At 65.6% G+C, this 15,421-nt stretch carries 12 protein-coding genes; 6 read left to right on the top strand and 6 right to left on the bottom strand.

The annotated features are described in order from the left end of the window. Positions 1-173: 173 nt before the first annotated feature. The 4 genes from CWO89_RS10200 to CWO89_RS10185 all read right to left on the bottom strand — a co-directional run bounded on the left by CWO89_RS10200 (position 174) and on the right by CWO89_RS10185 (position 5,541). Complete coding sequence (locus CWO89_RS10200; protein ID WP_130578495.1) at positions 174-3,365, bottom strand: efflux RND transporter permease subunit; 3,192 nt, start codon at positions 3,363-3,365, stop codon at positions 174-176. Beyond that, positions 3,362-4,654, bottom strand: coding sequence for an efflux RND transporter periplasmic adaptor subunit (locus CWO89_RS10195; protein ID WP_130578494.1), 1,293 nt, complete (start codon positions 4,652-4,654; stop codon positions 3,362-3,364). Before CWO89_RS10195 ends, CWO89_RS10200 begins: the two co-directional genes overlap by 4 nt. After that, complete coding sequence (locus tag CWO89_RS10190) at positions 4,651-5,058, bottom strand: FixH family protein (protein ID WP_130578493.1); 408 nt, start codon at positions 5,056-5,058, stop codon at positions 4,651-4,653. Before CWO89_RS10190 ends, CWO89_RS10195 begins: the two co-directional genes overlap by 4 nt. 99 nt (positions 5,059-5,157) lie before the next feature. Then, positions 5,158-5,541, bottom strand: a complete 384-nt coding sequence (locus CWO89_RS10185) for a hypothetical protein (RefSeq protein ID WP_130578492.1) — start codon at positions 5,539-5,541, stop codon at positions 5,158-5,160. A 187-nt stretch (positions 5,542-5,728) separates the two neighbouring features. On the opposite strand from CWO89_RS10185, the gene CWO89_RS10180 reads away from it, so the two are divergent. Next, positions 5,729-7,027 (top strand): MFS transporter, encoded by a 1,299-nt coding sequence (locus CWO89_RS10180; RefSeq protein WP_130578491.1) that lies wholly within the window; start codon positions 5,729-5,731, stop codon positions 7,025-7,027. 211 nt (positions 7,028-7,238) lie between these two features. Here CWO89_RS10180 and CWO89_RS10175 read toward each other — a convergent pair whose 3' ends face one another. Continuing rightward, on the bottom strand, positions 7,239-7,787 hold the full coding sequence (locus CWO89_RS10175; RefSeq protein ID WP_130578490.1) for a cupin domain-containing protein: 549 nt from the start codon (positions 7,785-7,787) through the stop codon (positions 7,239-7,241). A gap of 147 nt (positions 7,788-7,934) precedes the next feature. Here CWO89_RS10175 and aptA point away from each other — a divergent pair, with 147 nt between their 5' ends. After that, positions 7,935-9,263, top strand: a complete 1,329-nt coding sequence (gene aptA / locus CWO89_RS10170) for an omega-aminotransferase AptA (RefSeq protein ID WP_130578489.1) — start codon at positions 7,935-7,937, stop codon at positions 9,261-9,263. Between the two features lie 68 nt (positions 9,264-9,331). Continuing rightward, entirely contained in the window at positions 9,332-10,597 is a 1,266-nt protein-coding gene (locus CWO89_RS10165) for a D-amino acid dehydrogenase (RefSeq protein ID WP_130578488.1), read from the top strand. Between the two features lie 230 nt (positions 10,598-10,827). On the opposite strand, the gene CWO89_RS10160 is transcribed toward CWO89_RS10165, so the two are convergent. Beyond that, positions 10,828-11,469: a TetR/AcrR family transcriptional regulator gene (locus CWO89_RS10160; protein WP_130578487.1), complete on the bottom strand. Its 642-nt coding sequence runs from the start codon at positions 11,467-11,469 to the stop codon at positions 10,828-10,830. Positions 11,470-11,625: 156 nt separating this feature from the next. Here CWO89_RS10160 and CWO89_RS10155 point away from each other — a divergent pair, with 156 nt between their 5' ends. The 3 genes from CWO89_RS10155 to CWO89_RS10145 are packed head-to-tail and all read left to right on the top strand — an operon-like array spanning position 11,626 to position 15,420. Next, on the top strand, positions 11,626-12,123 hold the full coding sequence (locus CWO89_RS10155) for a (2Fe-2S)-binding protein (protein ID WP_130578486.1): 498 nt from the start codon (positions 11,626-11,628) through the stop codon (positions 12,121-12,123). Beyond that, positions 12,120-13,172, top strand: coding sequence for an FAD binding domain-containing protein (locus CWO89_RS10150; RefSeq protein ID WP_130578485.1), 1,053 nt, complete (start codon positions 12,120-12,122; stop codon positions 13,170-13,172). Before CWO89_RS10155 ends, CWO89_RS10150 begins: the two co-directional genes overlap by 4 nt. Then, positions 13,162-15,420 (top strand): xanthine dehydrogenase family protein molybdopterin-binding subunit, encoded by a 2,259-nt coding sequence (locus tag CWO89_RS10145; RefSeq protein ID WP_130578484.1) that lies wholly within the window; start codon positions 13,162-13,164, stop codon positions 15,418-15,420. The genes CWO89_RS10150 and CWO89_RS10145 overlap by 11 nt, the downstream gene beginning before the upstream one ends. Position 15,421 lies beyond the last annotated feature (1 nt).

Raw genomic sequence — 15,421 nt, 5'->3', positions numbered from 1 at the left:
CACCGGTTTTCCGAAAAAGATCATGCTCAAACAAAGAGCTAAAGCGGGATGACGATTCGAAGAAAAGTCATCCCGCTTTGAACCCGGAATCTCGAAATTGCGGCGCGAGATTCCGGGTTCGATGCTGCGCATCGCCCCGGAATGACGATTGCTTGCTCACTGGCGAGGTGAGATCATTCGGCCGGTTCCGGAACGCGCGCCTTGCTCGCCGTCACCGGCGCTGCGGCGGGCGGTCGTGATCGGTCCCGATCCTCAGGAGGCAGGCCGAAGCCTTTGACGATGCCGAAGATCGCGGGGATCACGATCAGCGTCAGCAGGGTCGAGGAGACCATGCCGCCGATCATGGGGACTGCGATTCTCTGCATGATCTCGGACCCGGTGCCGGTGCTCCACATGATCGGCAGCAGGCCGGCCATGATCGCGACCACTGTCATCATCTTCGGCCGCACGCGCTCGACCGCGCCTTCCATGATGGCTTCGCGCAGGTCGCTCCGGGTCAACGCGCGACCCTCGGCGGCGCGACGCTGCCTGATCTCGGCCAGCGCCTGGTTGAGATAGATCAGCATCACGACGCCGGTCTCGGCGGCGACGCCGGCGAGCGCGATGAAGCCGACCGCGACCGCGACCGAGAGGTTGAAGCCGAGCCACCACATCAGCCAGAGGCCGCCGACCAGCGCAAACGGCAGCGACAGCATAACGATGACGGTCTCGGCGACCGAGCGGAAGTTGAGGTAGAGCAGCAGGAAGATGATCAGGAGGGTCGCCGGTACGACGATCTTCAACCGCGCCATCGCGCGTTCGAGATATTCGTACTGGCCGCTCCAAATCACATAATAGCCTGCCGGAAACTGGATGCTCGCCTGCACCGCGCGCTGCGCGTCGGCGACGTAGCCGCCAAGGTCGCGGTCGCGGATGTCGACATAGATGTAGGTCGCAAGCTGTCCGTTCTCGGTCCGGATCGAGGTCGGCCCACGCGCCGGCTGGATCGTCGCGACCTCGCCGAGCGGCACCGCGCCTCCCGCCGGCATCGGCACCAGGATGTCGCTTCCGATCGCTTTCGGATTGTCGCGGAGATCGCGGGGATAGCGCATGTTGACGGTGAAGCGCTGCCGGCCCTCGACCGTCGTCGTCACCGTCTGCCCGCCCAGTGCGGTCGCGATCGTATCCTGCACGTCCTGGACCGACATGCCGTAACGAGCCAGCGCCGTGCGGTCCGCGGTGATTTCGAGATAATAGCCGCCGATGCCGCGCTCGGCATAGGCCGACGACGTCCCCGGCACGGCTTTGAGCACCTGCTCGATCTGCCTGGCGAGACGATCGATCTCGACCAGGTCGGTGCCAACAACTTTCACGCCGATCGGCGTGCGGATGCCGGTCGAGAGCATGTCGATGCGAGCCTTGATCGGCATGGTCCAGGCGTTGGAGACACCAGGGAATTGCAACGCCTTGTCCATCTCCGCGATCAGGCTGTCGACCGTGACGCCCACCCGCCACTGTTCCTTCGGCTTCAGGTTGACGACGGTCTCGAACATCTCGGTCGGCGCCGGGTCGGTCGCGGTCGCCGCGCGTCCGGCCTTGCCGTAGACCGATGAAACTTCGGGGAAGGAGCGGATGATGCGGTCCTGCATCTGCATCAGCTCGGCGGCTTTGGTCACGGAGATGCCGGGCAGCGTCGTCGGCATGTAGAGCAGGGTGCCTTCATTCAGGTTCGGCATGAATTCCGTCCCGAGCTGTCGCGCCGGCCAGACCGTCACAGCGAGGACGGCGAGCGCAAGCAGAACGACGAGCATCTTGGCGCGCAATACGCCCTTGATGACGGGTCGATAGACCCAGATCAGGAAGCGGTTGATCGGATTTTTGTGCTCCGGAACGATCTTGCCGCGGACGAAGATCACCATCAGCGCCGGCACCAACGTGACCGACAGTAGCGCAGCGGCCGCCATCGCAAAGGTCTTGGTGAACGCGAGCGGGCTGAACAGCCGGCCCTCCTGGGATTCCAGCGTGAAGATCGGCATGAAGGAAACGGTGATGATCAACAGGCTGAAGAACAGCGCCGGACCCACTTCGGCGGCGGCGTCGATCAGGATCGAGACGCGCGACTGCCCGGGCCTGGCTCGCTCGAGATGCTTGTGGGCGTTCTCGATCATGACGATGGCGGCGTCCACCATGGCGCCGATCGCAATGGCGATGCCGCCGAGACTCATGATGTTGGAGCCGATGCCGAGCAGCTTCATCGCGCCGAACGCCATCAGCACGCCGACCGGCAGCATCAGGATCGCGACCAGCGCGCTGCGGACATGGAGCAGGAACGCGATGCAGACGAGGGCGACGACGAAGCTCTCCTCGAGCAGCGTGTGCTTCAGCGTATCGATGGCGGCGTTGATCAGGTTCGAGCGGTCGTAGACCGGCACGATCTCGACCGATTTCGGCAGGCTGGTCGCGATCTCCTTGAAGCGCTTCTTGACGTTCTCGATGACGTCGAGCGCGTTGACGCCGAAGCGCTGCAGCACGATGCCGCTGGCGACCTCGCCCTCGCCATTGAGCTCGGCGATGCCGCGCCGCTCGTCAGGGCCGAGCTCGACGCGGGCGACGTCGCGCAGCAGCACCGGCGTGCCGTTATTGGTCTTGAGAACGATATTGCCGAGGTCGTTGACATCCTTGATGTAGCCCTTGCCGCGGATGACGTATTCGAATTCCGACAGCTCGACGGTGCGGCCGCCGACATCGGCGTTGCTGGCGCGGATCGCCTCGCGCATCCTCTGCATGGTGATGCCGCGGTCGCGCATCCGCTGCGGATCGAGGATCACGTTGTACTGCTTGACGAAGCCGCCGATTCCAGCGACCTCCGCGACGCCCTCGGCCTTGGCGAGGGCGAATTTCAGATTCCAATCCTGAATCGTGCGGGTGTCGGCGAGGTTCAGCTCCTTCGACATCACCGCGTATTGGTAGACCCAGCCGACGCCCGTGGCGTCGGGTCCGATCGTCGGCGTCACGCCGGCCGGCAGGCGTGAGGCGGCGCCATTGAGGAATTCAAGCACGCGCGAGCGCGCCCAATAGATGTCGGTGCCGTCCTCGAAGATCACATAGACGAAGGAGACTCCGAAGAACGAGAAGCCGCGCACGACCTTCGACTTCGGCACCGTCAGCATCGCCGTTGTCAGCGGATAGGTGACCTGGTCCTCGATCACCTGCGGCGCCTGGCCCGGATATTCCGTGTAGACGATCACCTGGGTGTCGGAGAGGTCGGGAATGGCGTCGAGCGGCAGATGAAGGAGCGCATAGAGTCCTGCCGCCGCGGCGAAGCCGGTGCCGAACAGCACCAGCAAGAGGTTGCGTGCCGACCAGGTGATGACGCGGGCGATCATGGCCGTCCTCCCATGCCGCTGGTTGACGATGTCTCCTGCGCGCTGCCCGCCTTGGAAAAGCCCTTCAGTGCCGCCTTGAGGTTGCTCTCGGCGTCGATCAGGAAATTGGCCGAGGTCACGACCATGTCGTCTTCGCTGATGCCTTGCGTGATCTCGACATACCCGCCGCCGCGATGGCCGAGCTTGACCTCGCGCGGCTCGAACCGGCCGCCGCCCTTGTCGATGATGACGGTCTGCCGGTTGCCGGTGTCGAGCACGGAGCTGTCGGGCACCGCGAGCACGGGATCCTGGCTGCCGACCTCGATCTCCGCATCGACATACATGTCCGGAAGCAGCGCGAGGTCGGCATTGTCAAGCTCGATCCGGAGGCGGACCGTGCGGGTCTCGCGGTTCACCTGCGGATAGATCACGCTGACCTTGCCGGCGAAGATGCGGCCCGGAAAGCTGCGGGCGCGCACGGTGACGGGCTGGCCAACCGCCACGCCGCCGACATCGCGTTCCGCCACGTCGACGACGGCCCAAACGAGCGAGGTGTCGGCGACGCGGAACAGCACGTCGCCGGGCTGTGCGCGCATGCCCTCGATCGCATTGCGCTCCAGCACGATGCCGTCGCGCGGCGCCGACCATTCGATCACGATTGGCACAGCCTTGGTCTTTTCCATCGTCGCGATGGCGGACTCCGGCACGTCGAGATTCATCAGCCGCTGCCGGGAGCCCCGGCCATAGCTTTCGATCGTCGCCGTGGTCTTCGAGGTGATGGTTGCCAGATATTCGGCGGCGGCCGAGGAGACCGCGGGGCTGTAGATCTCCATCAGCGGCTGGCCTTTTGTCACCCGGCTGCCGGTGGTCACATCGGCGACCTTCTGCACATAGCTTTCGGCGCGCATGGCGATGACGGAGATGCGGCGCTCGTCGAGCTGGATCGTGCCCGGCGCGCGCACCAATGTGCTGACGATGTGGAGCATCACCGGTTCGGACTTGACTCCAGTGCGCTGGATCCGGCCCGGCGACAGCCTGATCGAGCCGTCGTCGGTCTCCTCGCCCTCGTAGACGGGGATGTAGTCCATCCCCATCGAGTCCTTCTTCGGTGTCGGCGACGTATCCGGCAACCCCATCGGGTTGCGGTAGTATTTGATCTTGCGGGTGCTCGCAGGCGTGCCGGTCTCGGCGGCGGCCGCGTGCGAGACGGTGTAACCCGCGAGCTTCGACGGAATGCCGCCGGCGAAAATGGCGATACCCGCCGCTGCGAAGGTCGCAGCGGCGGCGCCGATCACGATGGCGCGGGTCATTTCTGGGCCGTGACGACGAGCTTGTTTTCGACCGCGCCGGTTTCGCCCTGCACCTTGGCGCCGAGCGAAAGCTGCCAGCGGCCGGCCATGCCCAGAGTGGCCTTGAACTTGTACAATCCCGGCTCGCCGCCGGGCACGGCGGTGACCTTGGTCGCCATCTCCTGCATGCCGTCGGGCGCCATATCCAGCCGCGTGGCGAAGATCACTGCGTCCGGCACCGGCTTGCCGGTCTTCTTGTTGACCAGCCGAACCGCGATGATCTTGTCCGCTCCCGCTTGGACGGTCTGATCGACCAGTTGGAATTCGTAGTCCTTGATCTCGGCCCGCGCGGTGCCGATCGTGCCCAGTATGGCCATGCCGATGAGCGCCGCCGATATGGCGCGCCTGTGGTTGAACGATTTCATTTTTCCATTCCTCGATTGCTTTGGTCTGCCGCTCGCGCAGCACGTGTCATCCGCGCGGCGTCGCAAGCCACGCGGCAGCGTCCGGCGCCGTGACGCCGGTCAGGCCAAAGTTCGAGGGGGATGGTCGGGAGGTGGGCGCGCCAGCCCGTCCGCGATGATGTCGTTGAGCGGACGTAGCTGTTCGTCGAGCTGCCGGTTCACTTCCACCATGCTGGTCGATGGGCCAGCCAGCAGGACCTGCATCATGCAGATCGCAACCAGCGGACAATCCTGGCAAGCGGGGCTCTTCTGCTTGTCCGGGCAGCAGGGCATGTCCGCCATATCCATATCTGCCATGTCATGATCATCCGCCATCGGCGCCATCTGGACACCGGCGGACGACAGCAAATGCTCCGCCGCGGCCGGGGTGGCGAGCGGCGCCAGGGTCAGGCTTGCCGTCACCAGCAGCGCGACCAGGAGCTTGAGCAGTTGGCGGATGTCCATGAGTCAAGTTTCGCACAGGTGGGCGGCCGGCGGAAGGGGCTCTCTTGCGCGCGAACACCGTCATTCCGGGATGCGCCGCCAGGCGCAGACCCGGAATCCATTGGGCCGCATGCGTCGTGGTGAGATGGATTCCGGGTTCTCGCTGCGCGAGCCCCGGAATGACGGCGTGGCGAGGGGGCGGCTCTGCATGCCCAATATTTCGCCAAAGCGCTTGACCGCAAGGCAATTCGCGACGAAGTTTGGCCTCGCCGTGGAAATTCCTTCTCAGATCAGCCCAAATCCTGACCATTTCATTCCCGATTCGCGCCGGGCATGGCTGCGGCTCGCTGTTGCCGTGGTGATCGGCTCGCTCGGCAGCGTGGGCATGTGGTCGGTGGTGGTGGCGCTGCCGGTGGTGCAGGGGGATTTCGGCGCCACGCGAGGGACCGCGTCGCTCGCCTTTACCCTCGTCATGATCGGCTTCGGCTCGGGCGGGGTCTTGACCGGCAAGATCACCGATCGCTACGGCATCGTCACCGCCATCGGGCTCGGCATCGGCATCCTCGGGCTCGGCTATATCGGCGCCGGCTACTCGCCGTCGATCTGGTCGTTCATCCTGTTTCATTTCGCGATCGGGCTGTCGTCATCGGCAACCTTCGGGCCGTTGATGGCGGAAGCCTCGCATTGGTTTGAGCGCTATCGCGGGCTCGCGGTCGCGATTGCCGCCAGCGGCAACTACGTCGGCGGCACGATCTGGCCGCCGCTGGTGAATCTCGGCATGCAGCAGTTCGGCTGGCGCACCACGCATGTCGCGATCGGCATCTTCACCGCGGTTGCGATGACGGTCGCGCTGTTCGTGCTGCGGCGCCTGACGGGCGCGGCGAGCCGGCGCAGCCATCTCAATGCGCCGCCGCCACGCGTCAATGTGCGGCTCTCCACCAACGCGCTGACGGCGATGCTCTCGCTGGCCGCGGTCGCCTGCTGCGTGGCGATGGCGATGCCGCAGGTGCATATCGTCGCCTATTGCGGCGATCTCGGCTATGGCGTCGCGCGCGGTGCCGAGATGCTGTCCCTCATGCTCGGCTTCGGCATCATCAGCCGCATCGGCTCGGGCTTCCTCGCCGACCGGATCGGCGGCATCCGCACGCTCCTGCTCGGCTCGGTCGCGCAGGGCACGGCGCTGCTGTTCTATTTGTTCTTCGACAGCCTGACCTCGCTCTACATCATCTCGGCGATGTTCGGCCTGTTCCAGGGCGGCATCGTGCCGAGCTACGCCATCATCATCCGCGAGGCGATGCCGGCCGCGGAGGCCGCCACCCGCGTCGGCATCGTGATCTTCGCCTCCGTACTCGGCATGTCGCTCGGCGGGTATATTTCCGGCGTGATCTTCGATGCCACCGGCTCCTACGCCGCCGCCTTCGCCAACGGGCTCGCCTGGAACGCGCTCAACGTCACGATCATGCTGACGCTGCTGATCCGCGCGCGGCAGCGGCTGGCGATGGCGTAAGCCTGACGTCTTTCCGGATTTGATCGAGCGCAAAGCGCGGCGTCGGCAATCCGCTAGCTTTTCTCCATCAACCACGGAGAAGAGCCATGACACTCGATACCATCCTGGTCGTCATCGGCGTGACGGCGATGTTCCTGACCATCGCGGCGGCCATCGCCTGGGGCGACAAGCAGACCCGCAATCTGTGAAGCCGTGCGGCAGCTTGCCGCGTTCAGAATGTCGGCGGGGTGCAGGCGCTGATCACGTCGCAGGGCTTGCCGCCGACGCAGCGGAAGCGATGCGGGCGGCGGCTTTCGAAATAATAGGCGTCGCCGGGATTGAGGATGCGGCGCTCGTCATCGACGGTCACCTCGAGCTTGCCCGAGACCACGATGCCGCCTTCCTCGCCGTCATGCACCAGCGGCACGCGGCCGGTATCGCTGCCGGGCTCATAGCGCTCTTTCAGGATCTGCAGGCTCCGGCCGAACAGATTGTCACCGACCTGGCGATAGGAGATCGGCTTCTTGCCGATCTCGGTCAGTTCGTCGGAGCGATAGAACACCTTGCGGCGGCGCTCCGGCTCGAGCGCGAAGAATTCCGCCAGTCCCATCGGAATGCCGTCGAGGATGCGCTTCAACGCGCCGACGGATGGGTTCATCTGGTTGGACTCGATCAGCGAGATCGTCGAATTGGTGACGCCGGACCGCTTGGCGAGTTCGCGCTGCGACAGCTTCTGCTGCGCGCGAATGAATCGCAGCCGTCCACCGATATCGACGCTCATGGGAGAAGTCCTGTTGCAGGTGTTGCGGATCGCGCAAATATGCCGCGTCCGCCCCAATGAGATCAATGGGTTGCAGCAGGGCAGAAAAGGACTTGTTGCGCGTTTCGGAGCGTGTTCGGCTGCTGGTGTCAGCAGTGGAGCGACGCCGTGACCGTTCATCAGATTCCGAACACCATCAAGCTCGATTCGTTCTGGATGCCGTTCACGGCCAACCGGCAGTTCAAGGAGACGCCGCGGCTGTTCGCCTCCGCCGAGGGCATGTATTACACGAGCGTCGACGGGCGGAAGGTGATCGACGGCTCGGCCGGGCTCTGGTGCGTCAATGCCGGCCACGGCCGCAAGCAGATCGCCGCAGCGGTCGAGCGGCAATTGATGACGCTGGATTTCGCGCCGTCGTTCCAGATGGGCCATCCGATCGCGTTCGATTTCGCCGAGCGCCTGGCGGCGATCGCCCCGAAGGGATTGGATCGCGTCTTCTTCACCAATTCGGGCTCAGAGTCGGTCGATACCGCGCTGAAGATCGCGCTCGCCTATCACCGCGCCGCCGGCCAGCCGACCCGCACGCGCCTGATCGGCCGCGAGCGTGGCTATCACGGCGTCGGTTTTGGCGGCATGTCGGTCGGCGGCATGGTGGCCAACCGCCGCGCGTTTGCGACCCATCTGCCCGGCGTCGACCATATCCGCCATACCCATGATCTCGCCCGCAACGCGTTTGCCAAGGATCAGCCGCTTCATGGCGCTGAACTCGCCGACGACGTCGAGCGGCTGGTGGCGCTGCATGGCGCCGAGACCATTGCTGCCGTGATCGTCGAGCCGGTGCCGGGCTCGACTGCGGTGCTGCCGCCGCCGCAAGGCTATCTGCAGCGGCTGCGCGAATTGTGCGACAAGCACGGCATCCTCCTGATCTTCGACGAAGTTATCACCGGCTTCGGCCGACTCGGCACGCCGTTCGCGTCGCAGTTCTTCGGCGTGACGCCCGACCTGATGACGACCGCGAAGGGCATCACCAACGGCACCGTTCCCTGCGGCGCGGTGTTCGCCAGCCGCAAGATCTACGACGGGCTGATGACCGGGCCGGAAAGCCAGATCGAGCTGTTCCACGGCTACACGTATTCCGCGCATCCGGTGGCCTGTGCCGCCGGCCTTGCGACGCTCGACATCTACAAGGACGAAGGCTTGCTGACGCGCGGTGCTTCGCTCGCCGAGTACTGGCGCGATGCGCTGCATCAGCTCAAGGGCCTTCCGAACGTGATCGATATCCGCGACATTGGCCTGATGGGCGCTGTCGAAGTCGCTCCGCGCGACGGCGCGGTCGGCGCGCGCGGCTACGACCTGATGGTCGATTGTTTCAATCATGGCCTCTATTTGCGCCAGAGCGGCGACTCCGTTGCGATGTCGCCGCCTTTGATTGTCGAGCGCAGCCATATCGACGACATGGTGTCGATCCTCGGCGACGCCATCAAGCGAGTGGCCTGACCCTTGCTCCAGCCGTTGCGGAGATTATTTGCAGCGGCAAGTCATGCCGCGGCGGGAGCCTGAAAAGCGTGAAAGTCATTATCCTCGGCAGCGGCGTCATCGGCGTCACGTCGGCCTTTTATCTCGCGCGTGCCGGCCATGAGGTGACGGTTGTCGACCGGCAGCCGAAGCCTGCGCTGGAAACCTCCTTTGCCAATGCCGGCGAGGTCTCGCCTGGCTACTCTTCGCCCTGGGCCGGCCCTGGCGTGCCGATCAAGGCTATCAAATGGCTGTTGATGAAGCACGGTCCGCTGGTGGTCCGGCCGAAGCCAGATCCCGCGATGTGGATCTGGCTGTTGAAGATGCTGCGCAACTGCACCGCGGAGCGCTACGCGGTGAACAAGAGCCGGATGATCCCGATCGCGGAATATAGCCGCGACTGCCTGCGCGCGTTGCGCAACGAAATCGGCATCCGCTATGACGAGCGCTCCCGCGGCACGCTGCAATTGTTCCGCTACGCCTCCCAGCTCGACCACACCGCCGGCGACATCGCGGTGCTCAAGCAATATGGCGTTCCTTTCGAGGTGCTCGATCGCGAGGGCTGCATTGCCGTCGAGCCGGCGCTATCAGCCGTGAAGGACAAGATCGCCGGCGGGCTGCGGCTGCCGCAGGACGAGACCGGCGATTGCCACATGTTCACGCAGGCGCTGGCGGTTGAGGCGGAAAAGCTCGGCGTGCGTTTCGAATTCAACGTCGCCATCGATGGCGTGATCGCGGATGCCTCGCGCGTCACCGGCGTTGCGACCAGCAAGGGCGTGCTGCAGGCCGACGCCTATGTCGTCGCGCTCGGAAGCTGGTCGCCGCGCCTGCTCAGGCCGCTCGGCATTTCGCTGCCGGTCTATCCGGTGAAGGGCTATTCGATCACGGTGCCGATCGTGGATGCCAGCGGTGCGCCGGAATCGACTGTTATGGACGAGAGCTACAAGGTCGCAATCACCCGGCTCGGCGACCGCATCCGCGTCGGCGGCACCGCGGAGATATCAGGCTATTCCGACAAGCTCTATGCCGCGCGTCGCGCGACGCTCGATCATTCGGTGACGGATCTGTTTCCGCGCGGTGGCGATCTTGCCAAGGCGACGTTCTGGAGCGGCTTGCGGCCGATGACGCCTGACGGACCGCCGGTGATCGGCGCGACAAGGTACGGCAATCTCCATCTCAACAGCGGCCATGGCACGCTCGGCTGGACCATGGCCTGCGGGTCGGGCAGGGTGCTTGCGGACCTCTTGTCCGGACGCAAGCCGGAGATCGATGTGAGCGAGCTGTCGATCGCGCGCTACGATCACCGGTTCGGGTGAGTTGCTCGCTGCCGTAGGGTGGGCAAAGCGACTTGCGTGCCGTGACCCGTCCACGAACGACGGCGGAAGCGTGCCCACCATTCACGAGCGGAGTGCCTGATGGTGGGCACGGCGCTGTGCGCCTTTGCCCACCCTACGCCTGTGTCATTGCGAGCGCAGCGAAGCGATCCATAGCGCCGCTTGTGGAGACGTGGATTGCTTCGCTTCGCTCGCAATGACGGTGTGCGCGGTCAGCGCTTGCGCTTCGCAGCCTTCTTCACCGGCTTTGGTTTTGGCGCCGCCGTCTCGCGCGCCCGTTGCACCCGCAGCCCGTCAATGAACACATCCAACAGCCGCAGCACGGTCGATTGCCAGCCTGCCTGGTCGTGCATGTAGCAGAGGCCGATCAGGGCGCGCAGGACGTCCTCGGCGCTGATGTCGGCGCGGATCTCGCCGGCGGCGACGGCGCGCGCAAGCAGCGCGGCGATCGCCTTGGTCAGTCGGTCGAGCGAGTAGGCGTGGAGCTCGGGGGAGCCGTGGGCGACCAGCGCCAGCGCGGCCGCCATGCCCTTCTTGGTGGCGACGAACTGGACGTTGGCGTGCAGCCAATGCCGCAGCGCTTCGACCGGGTCCGCCTCATCGTTCAATTGCTCCGCGAGATCGCCGAGCTGATCCACCTCGCGCCGATACACCGCTTCATACAATGCCTCGCGAGTCGGAAAGTGACGGTAGAGCGTTCCGATGCCGACGCCGGCGTGCCGCGCCACAGCCTCCAGGCTGGCCTCGGGGCCGCCGGCGCTGAACACGGCTTTCGCCGCTTCCAGCACGCGCTCCCGGTTGCGCACGGCATCCGCGCGTGGCTTGCGAACTAATCCTGCGAACTGACTGGCCATCAGATTTGTGATCACCCCTCCCTTGTAAAACGGAGGACGCCTCCGTATATGCGATGAGTACCCGGCCTGCAAAGGTCCGCCGATCGACACATTGGCGGCCGCCGGCGGCGCGTTACCACTGTAACAATTTCACCATAGCACTGATCGGAGCCCTGCATGAATTTCTCCATCAGCCTCACCGTGAATGGTGTGCGGCGGGAGATCGAGCTCGACGACCCCCGCGTCACGCTGCTCGATCTCTTGCGCGAGCGTCTTGATCTGACCGGCACCAAGAAGGGGTGCGACCGCGGCCAATGCGGCGCCTGCACCGTCCTGGTCGACGGGCGGCGCATCAATTCCTGCCTCGCCTTGGCGGTGAGCCAGGACGGCGCCGACATCCTCACCATCGAAGGTGTCGCGCATGGCGACCAGCTCCATCCGGTGCAGGCCGCTTTCATCGCCCATGACGCCTTCCAATGCGGCTTCTGCACGCCCGGCCAGGTCATGAGCGGCATCGGACTGATCACCGAAGGTCAGGCCGGCGATGATCCCGAGCGCGTGCGCGAAGGCATGAGCGGCAATCTCTGCCGCTGCGGCGCCTATGCCGGCATCACGGAAGCCGTACTTGAAGCCCAGAATACTCTCGCGAATTCCGATCAGAGGCGTTCCGCATGATGAACTTCGATTACGTCAGGCCCTTAACCGTCGCCGAGGCGGTCGCGGCCGCATCCGAGAAAGGCGCGACTTATCTCGCGTCCGGCACCAATCTGCTCGACCTCATGAAAGGCGGCGTCTGCCATCCGAGCCGGCTGGTCGATGTCACGCGCCTGCCGGGGCTCGACCGCGTCGAATATCTTGCCGACGGCGGCGTCCGGATCGGCGCGCTGGTCCGAAATGCCGACCTCGCGCACGATGCGGAGTTCGCTCGCGCTTTTCCGTCCGTGGCCGAAGCGCTGTTGTCGGGAGCTTCCGCGCAGCTTCGCAACGCAGCGACTGTCGGAGGCAACGTGCTGCAGCGGACGCGATGTGCCTATTTCTACGACGCCCCCAGCGCCTGCAACAAGCGCTGGCCCGGCGCAGGCTGCGACGCGCGTCATGGCGAGAACCGCCTGCATGCTGTGCTAGGCTGGAGCGAAGCCTGTATCGCCACGCATCCTTCCGATTTCTGCGTGCCGCTGGTTGCGCTCGACGCGGTCGTGGAGATCGAAGGCAAGAGCGGGCGGCGCGAGGTGGCGCTCGAGGCGCTGCACCGCCTGCCCGGCGATACGCCGCAGCGGGAGACTTTGCTCGAGCGCGGCGACCTGATCGTCGCGCTGCGGCTGCCGGCTGAGGCCCGTGGCTTTGCCGCGCATGCACGCTACATCAAGGTTCGCGAGCGTACCTCTTATGCATTCGCGGTCGTGTCCGCCGCCGCAAGCCTGCGGATCGAGCAAGGTACGATCCGTGAAGCACGGCTCGCGCTCGGCGGCGTCGCGGCAAAGCCTTGGCGTGCGCGGGCGGCGGAGCAGGTTCTTGCCGGCGCCGCGCCCGATGCTGCCGGCTTCCGCGAGGCGGCACGCATCGCGCTCGCCGATGCAAAGCCGTCCGGCGACAACGCGTTCAAGATCGAACTCGCAGAGCGTATCGTGGTGCGGGCGCTGACGCTCGCCACCGCGGGCACACCGGCGCGCATTCCCGCGCTTCCCGGTTCTCCCTTCTCATCAGGAGTGCGCCATGTCGCTTGAGCTCACCCGCGATCCCGCCCATCTCAGGCACGGCTCGAACATCGGCCAGCCGCTGACCCGCCGCGACGGCGTCCTCAAGGTCAAGGGTCAAGCCCGCTATGCCGCCGACAATCACCCCCCGGCAATGCTCTATGCCGTGATCGCCGTCTCCACCATCGCGCGCGGCCGTGTGACCTCCCTCGATGTCGATGCCGCCAAGCGCTATCCCGGGGTCGTCGACGTGATGACGCCCTCGCACAAGCCGCCGCTTGCCGAAGACCCGGACGGCAAGCCCAATCCTTTCGCGTTCAAGATGGAGCTCCTGCAGAACGACGAGGTGCGCTACGCGAACCAGGCGATCGCGGTCGTGATTGCCGAGACGCTGGAAGCTGCCACCGAAGGCGCGGCACTGCTGTCGCCGCAATATCACATCGAGCCCGCGCGGGTCGGCCTTGACGGCGCGGAGAGCTATGCGCCGCCAGTGGTCGGTATCGGCAATCCGGCCGAGGTCCGGCACGGCGATGTCGACGTCGCGCTCGCCGGTGCATCGAACCGCATCGAGGCGACGTATGAAACGCCGGCGCAGTACCACAATGCGATGGAGCCGCACGCGATGGTCGCGTCTTGGGACGGCGACAAGCTTTCGATCGATACGCCGAGCCAGGGCATGGCGATGGCACAGATGCGGCTCGGTGGACTGCTCGGCATTCCGCCTGTTAATATCCACATCCGCAGCCCGTTCCTCGGCGGTGGTTTCGGTTCGAAGGGCCTGGTCTCCGGGCCGCAAGTGCTGGGCATCATGGCCGCCAAGCTGGTGGGACGTCCGGTCAAGCTCGTGCTGCGCCGTGACCAGATGTACGGTCCGGTCGGCCATCGCCCGCCCACCCGGCAGACGCTGCGCATCGGCACCGATGGCGAGGGCCGGCTGACGGCGATCGATCACCACGCGAAGGTCACGACCAGCACCTTCGATGATTTCTACGAGCCGGCCGCCGACGCCTCGCACACGCGCTATGCAAGCCCCGCGATCAAGACCTCGCATGAAGCGGTGCGTGTCGATACCGGCACGCCGCTGTTCATGCGCGCGCCGGGAGAGGCGACCGGGTCGATCGCGCTCGAGAGCGCGATCGACGAGATCGCCGTGGCCTGTGGCATGGACCCGCTCGACTTCCGCCTCAAGAACTACGCCGAGGTCGAGCCGATCTCCGGCAAGCCGTTTTCATCGAAGGCGCTGCGGCAGTGCTATGCCAAGGGCGCCGAACGCTTCGGCTGGGCAGGGCGTCCGCTCGCGCCGCGGCAGATGCGCGACGATGATGGCTTCCTGGTCGGCTGGGGCATGGGCACAGCGACCTTTCCGGCGCTGATGTTCCAGGCGCAGGCGCGCGCCGTGATCCGCAGCGACGGCTCGGGCGTGATGGAGAGCGGCGCACATGACATGGGGCAGGGCGCCTGGACCGCGCTGGCCCAGATCGCGGCCGACGGACTCGGGCTCGGCATCGACCAGGTCGAGTTCCGGTCGGGCACGTCGGATTTGCCGGACGCGGGCATTGCCGGCGGCTCGGCCCATACCGCAACTGCCGGTGCTGCGATCCACAATGCCGGCGCGGCGGTGATCGCAAAGCTTGCCGATCTCGCGACCAATGACGAGCACTCGCCGCTGTTCGGCGCTGGCAATGCCGGTGTGATCGCGCGCGAAGGGCGGCTGTTCCGCCGCGACGATGAGGCGCGCAGCGAGAGCTATGCCGACATCCTCACGCGCGCCGGCGTCGCCGAGATCGAGGCCAGCGGCGGCGGTGCGGCTGATCCGGCGGCGCAGTCGAGCTACGCCATGCACGCCCATGGCGCTGTTTTCGCGGAGGTGAAGGTCGATCCCGAACTCGGCCAGGTCCGCGTCACGCGTCTGGTCGGCGCCTTTGCCGCCGGCCGCATCATCAATCCGCGGCTAGTCCAGAGCCAGCTCTTTGGCGGCATGATCTGGGGCGTATCGTTCGCGCTGCACGAGGAAGCCGTCATGGACCACCGCTCCGGCCGGATCCTGAACGCGAACCTCGCCGAATACCACATCCCTGTGAACGCCGATGTGCCGTCGCTCGATGTGCTGACCGTCGACGAGCACGATCCGCATGTGAATGCACTCGGGATCAAGGGCGTCGGCGAGATCGGCGTCACCGGCAGCGCCGGTGCGGTCGCCAACGCGGTCTGGCACGCCACCGGCGTTCGCGTCCGCCGCTTCCCGATCCGGATCGATGATCTCCTGACGCGGCTCTAGA

Source organism: Bradyrhizobium sp. Leo170 (genome assembly GCF_004296405.1).
Taxonomy (GTDB): domain Bacteria; phylum Pseudomonadota; class Alphaproteobacteria; order Rhizobiales; family Xanthobacteraceae; genus Bradyrhizobium.
The sequence above is the reverse complement of the archived record's forward strand: the minus strand, read 5'-3'. Positions and strand labels throughout refer to the sequence as shown.

Excerpts from the sequence above, each read along its gene's own strand:
- CWO89_RS10200 (WP_130578495.1), bottom strand. The coding sequence starts at position 3,365 with ATGATCGCCCGCGTCATCACCTGGTCGGCACGCAACCTCTTGCTGGTG.
- CWO89_RS10195 (WP_130578494.1), bottom strand. The coding sequence starts at position 4,654 with ATGACCCGCGCCATCGTGATCGGCGCCGCCGCTGCGACCTTCGCAGCG.
- CWO89_RS10190 (WP_130578493.1), bottom strand. The coding sequence starts at position 5,058 with ATGAAATCGTTCAACCACAGGCGCGCCATATCGGCGGCGCTCATCGGC.
- CWO89_RS10185 (WP_130578492.1), bottom strand. The coding sequence starts at position 5,541 with ATGGACATCCGCCAACTGCTCAAGCTCCTGGTCGCGCTGCTGGTGACG.
- CWO89_RS10180 (WP_130578491.1), top strand. The coding sequence starts at position 5,729 with ATGCCCAATATTTCGCCAAAGCGCTTGACCGCAAGGCAATTCGCGACG.
- CWO89_RS10175 (WP_130578490.1), bottom strand. The coding sequence starts at position 7,787 with ATGAGCGTCGATATCGGTGGACGGCTGCGATTCATTCGCGCGCAGCAG.
- CWO89_RS10160 (WP_130578487.1), bottom strand. The coding sequence starts at position 11,469 with ATGGCCAGTCAGTTCGCAGGATTAGTTCGCAAGCCACGCGCGGATGCC.
- CWO89_RS10155 (WP_130578486.1), top strand. The coding sequence starts at position 11,626 with ATGAATTTCTCCATCAGCCTCACCGTGAATGGTGTGCGGCGGGAGATC.
- CWO89_RS10150 (WP_130578485.1), top strand. The coding sequence starts at position 12,120 with ATGATGAACTTCGATTACGTCAGGCCCTTAACCGTCGCCGAGGCGGTC.
- CWO89_RS10145 (WP_130578484.1), top strand. The coding sequence starts at position 13,162 with ATGTCGCTTGAGCTCACCCGCGATCCCGCCCATCTCAGGCACGGCTCG.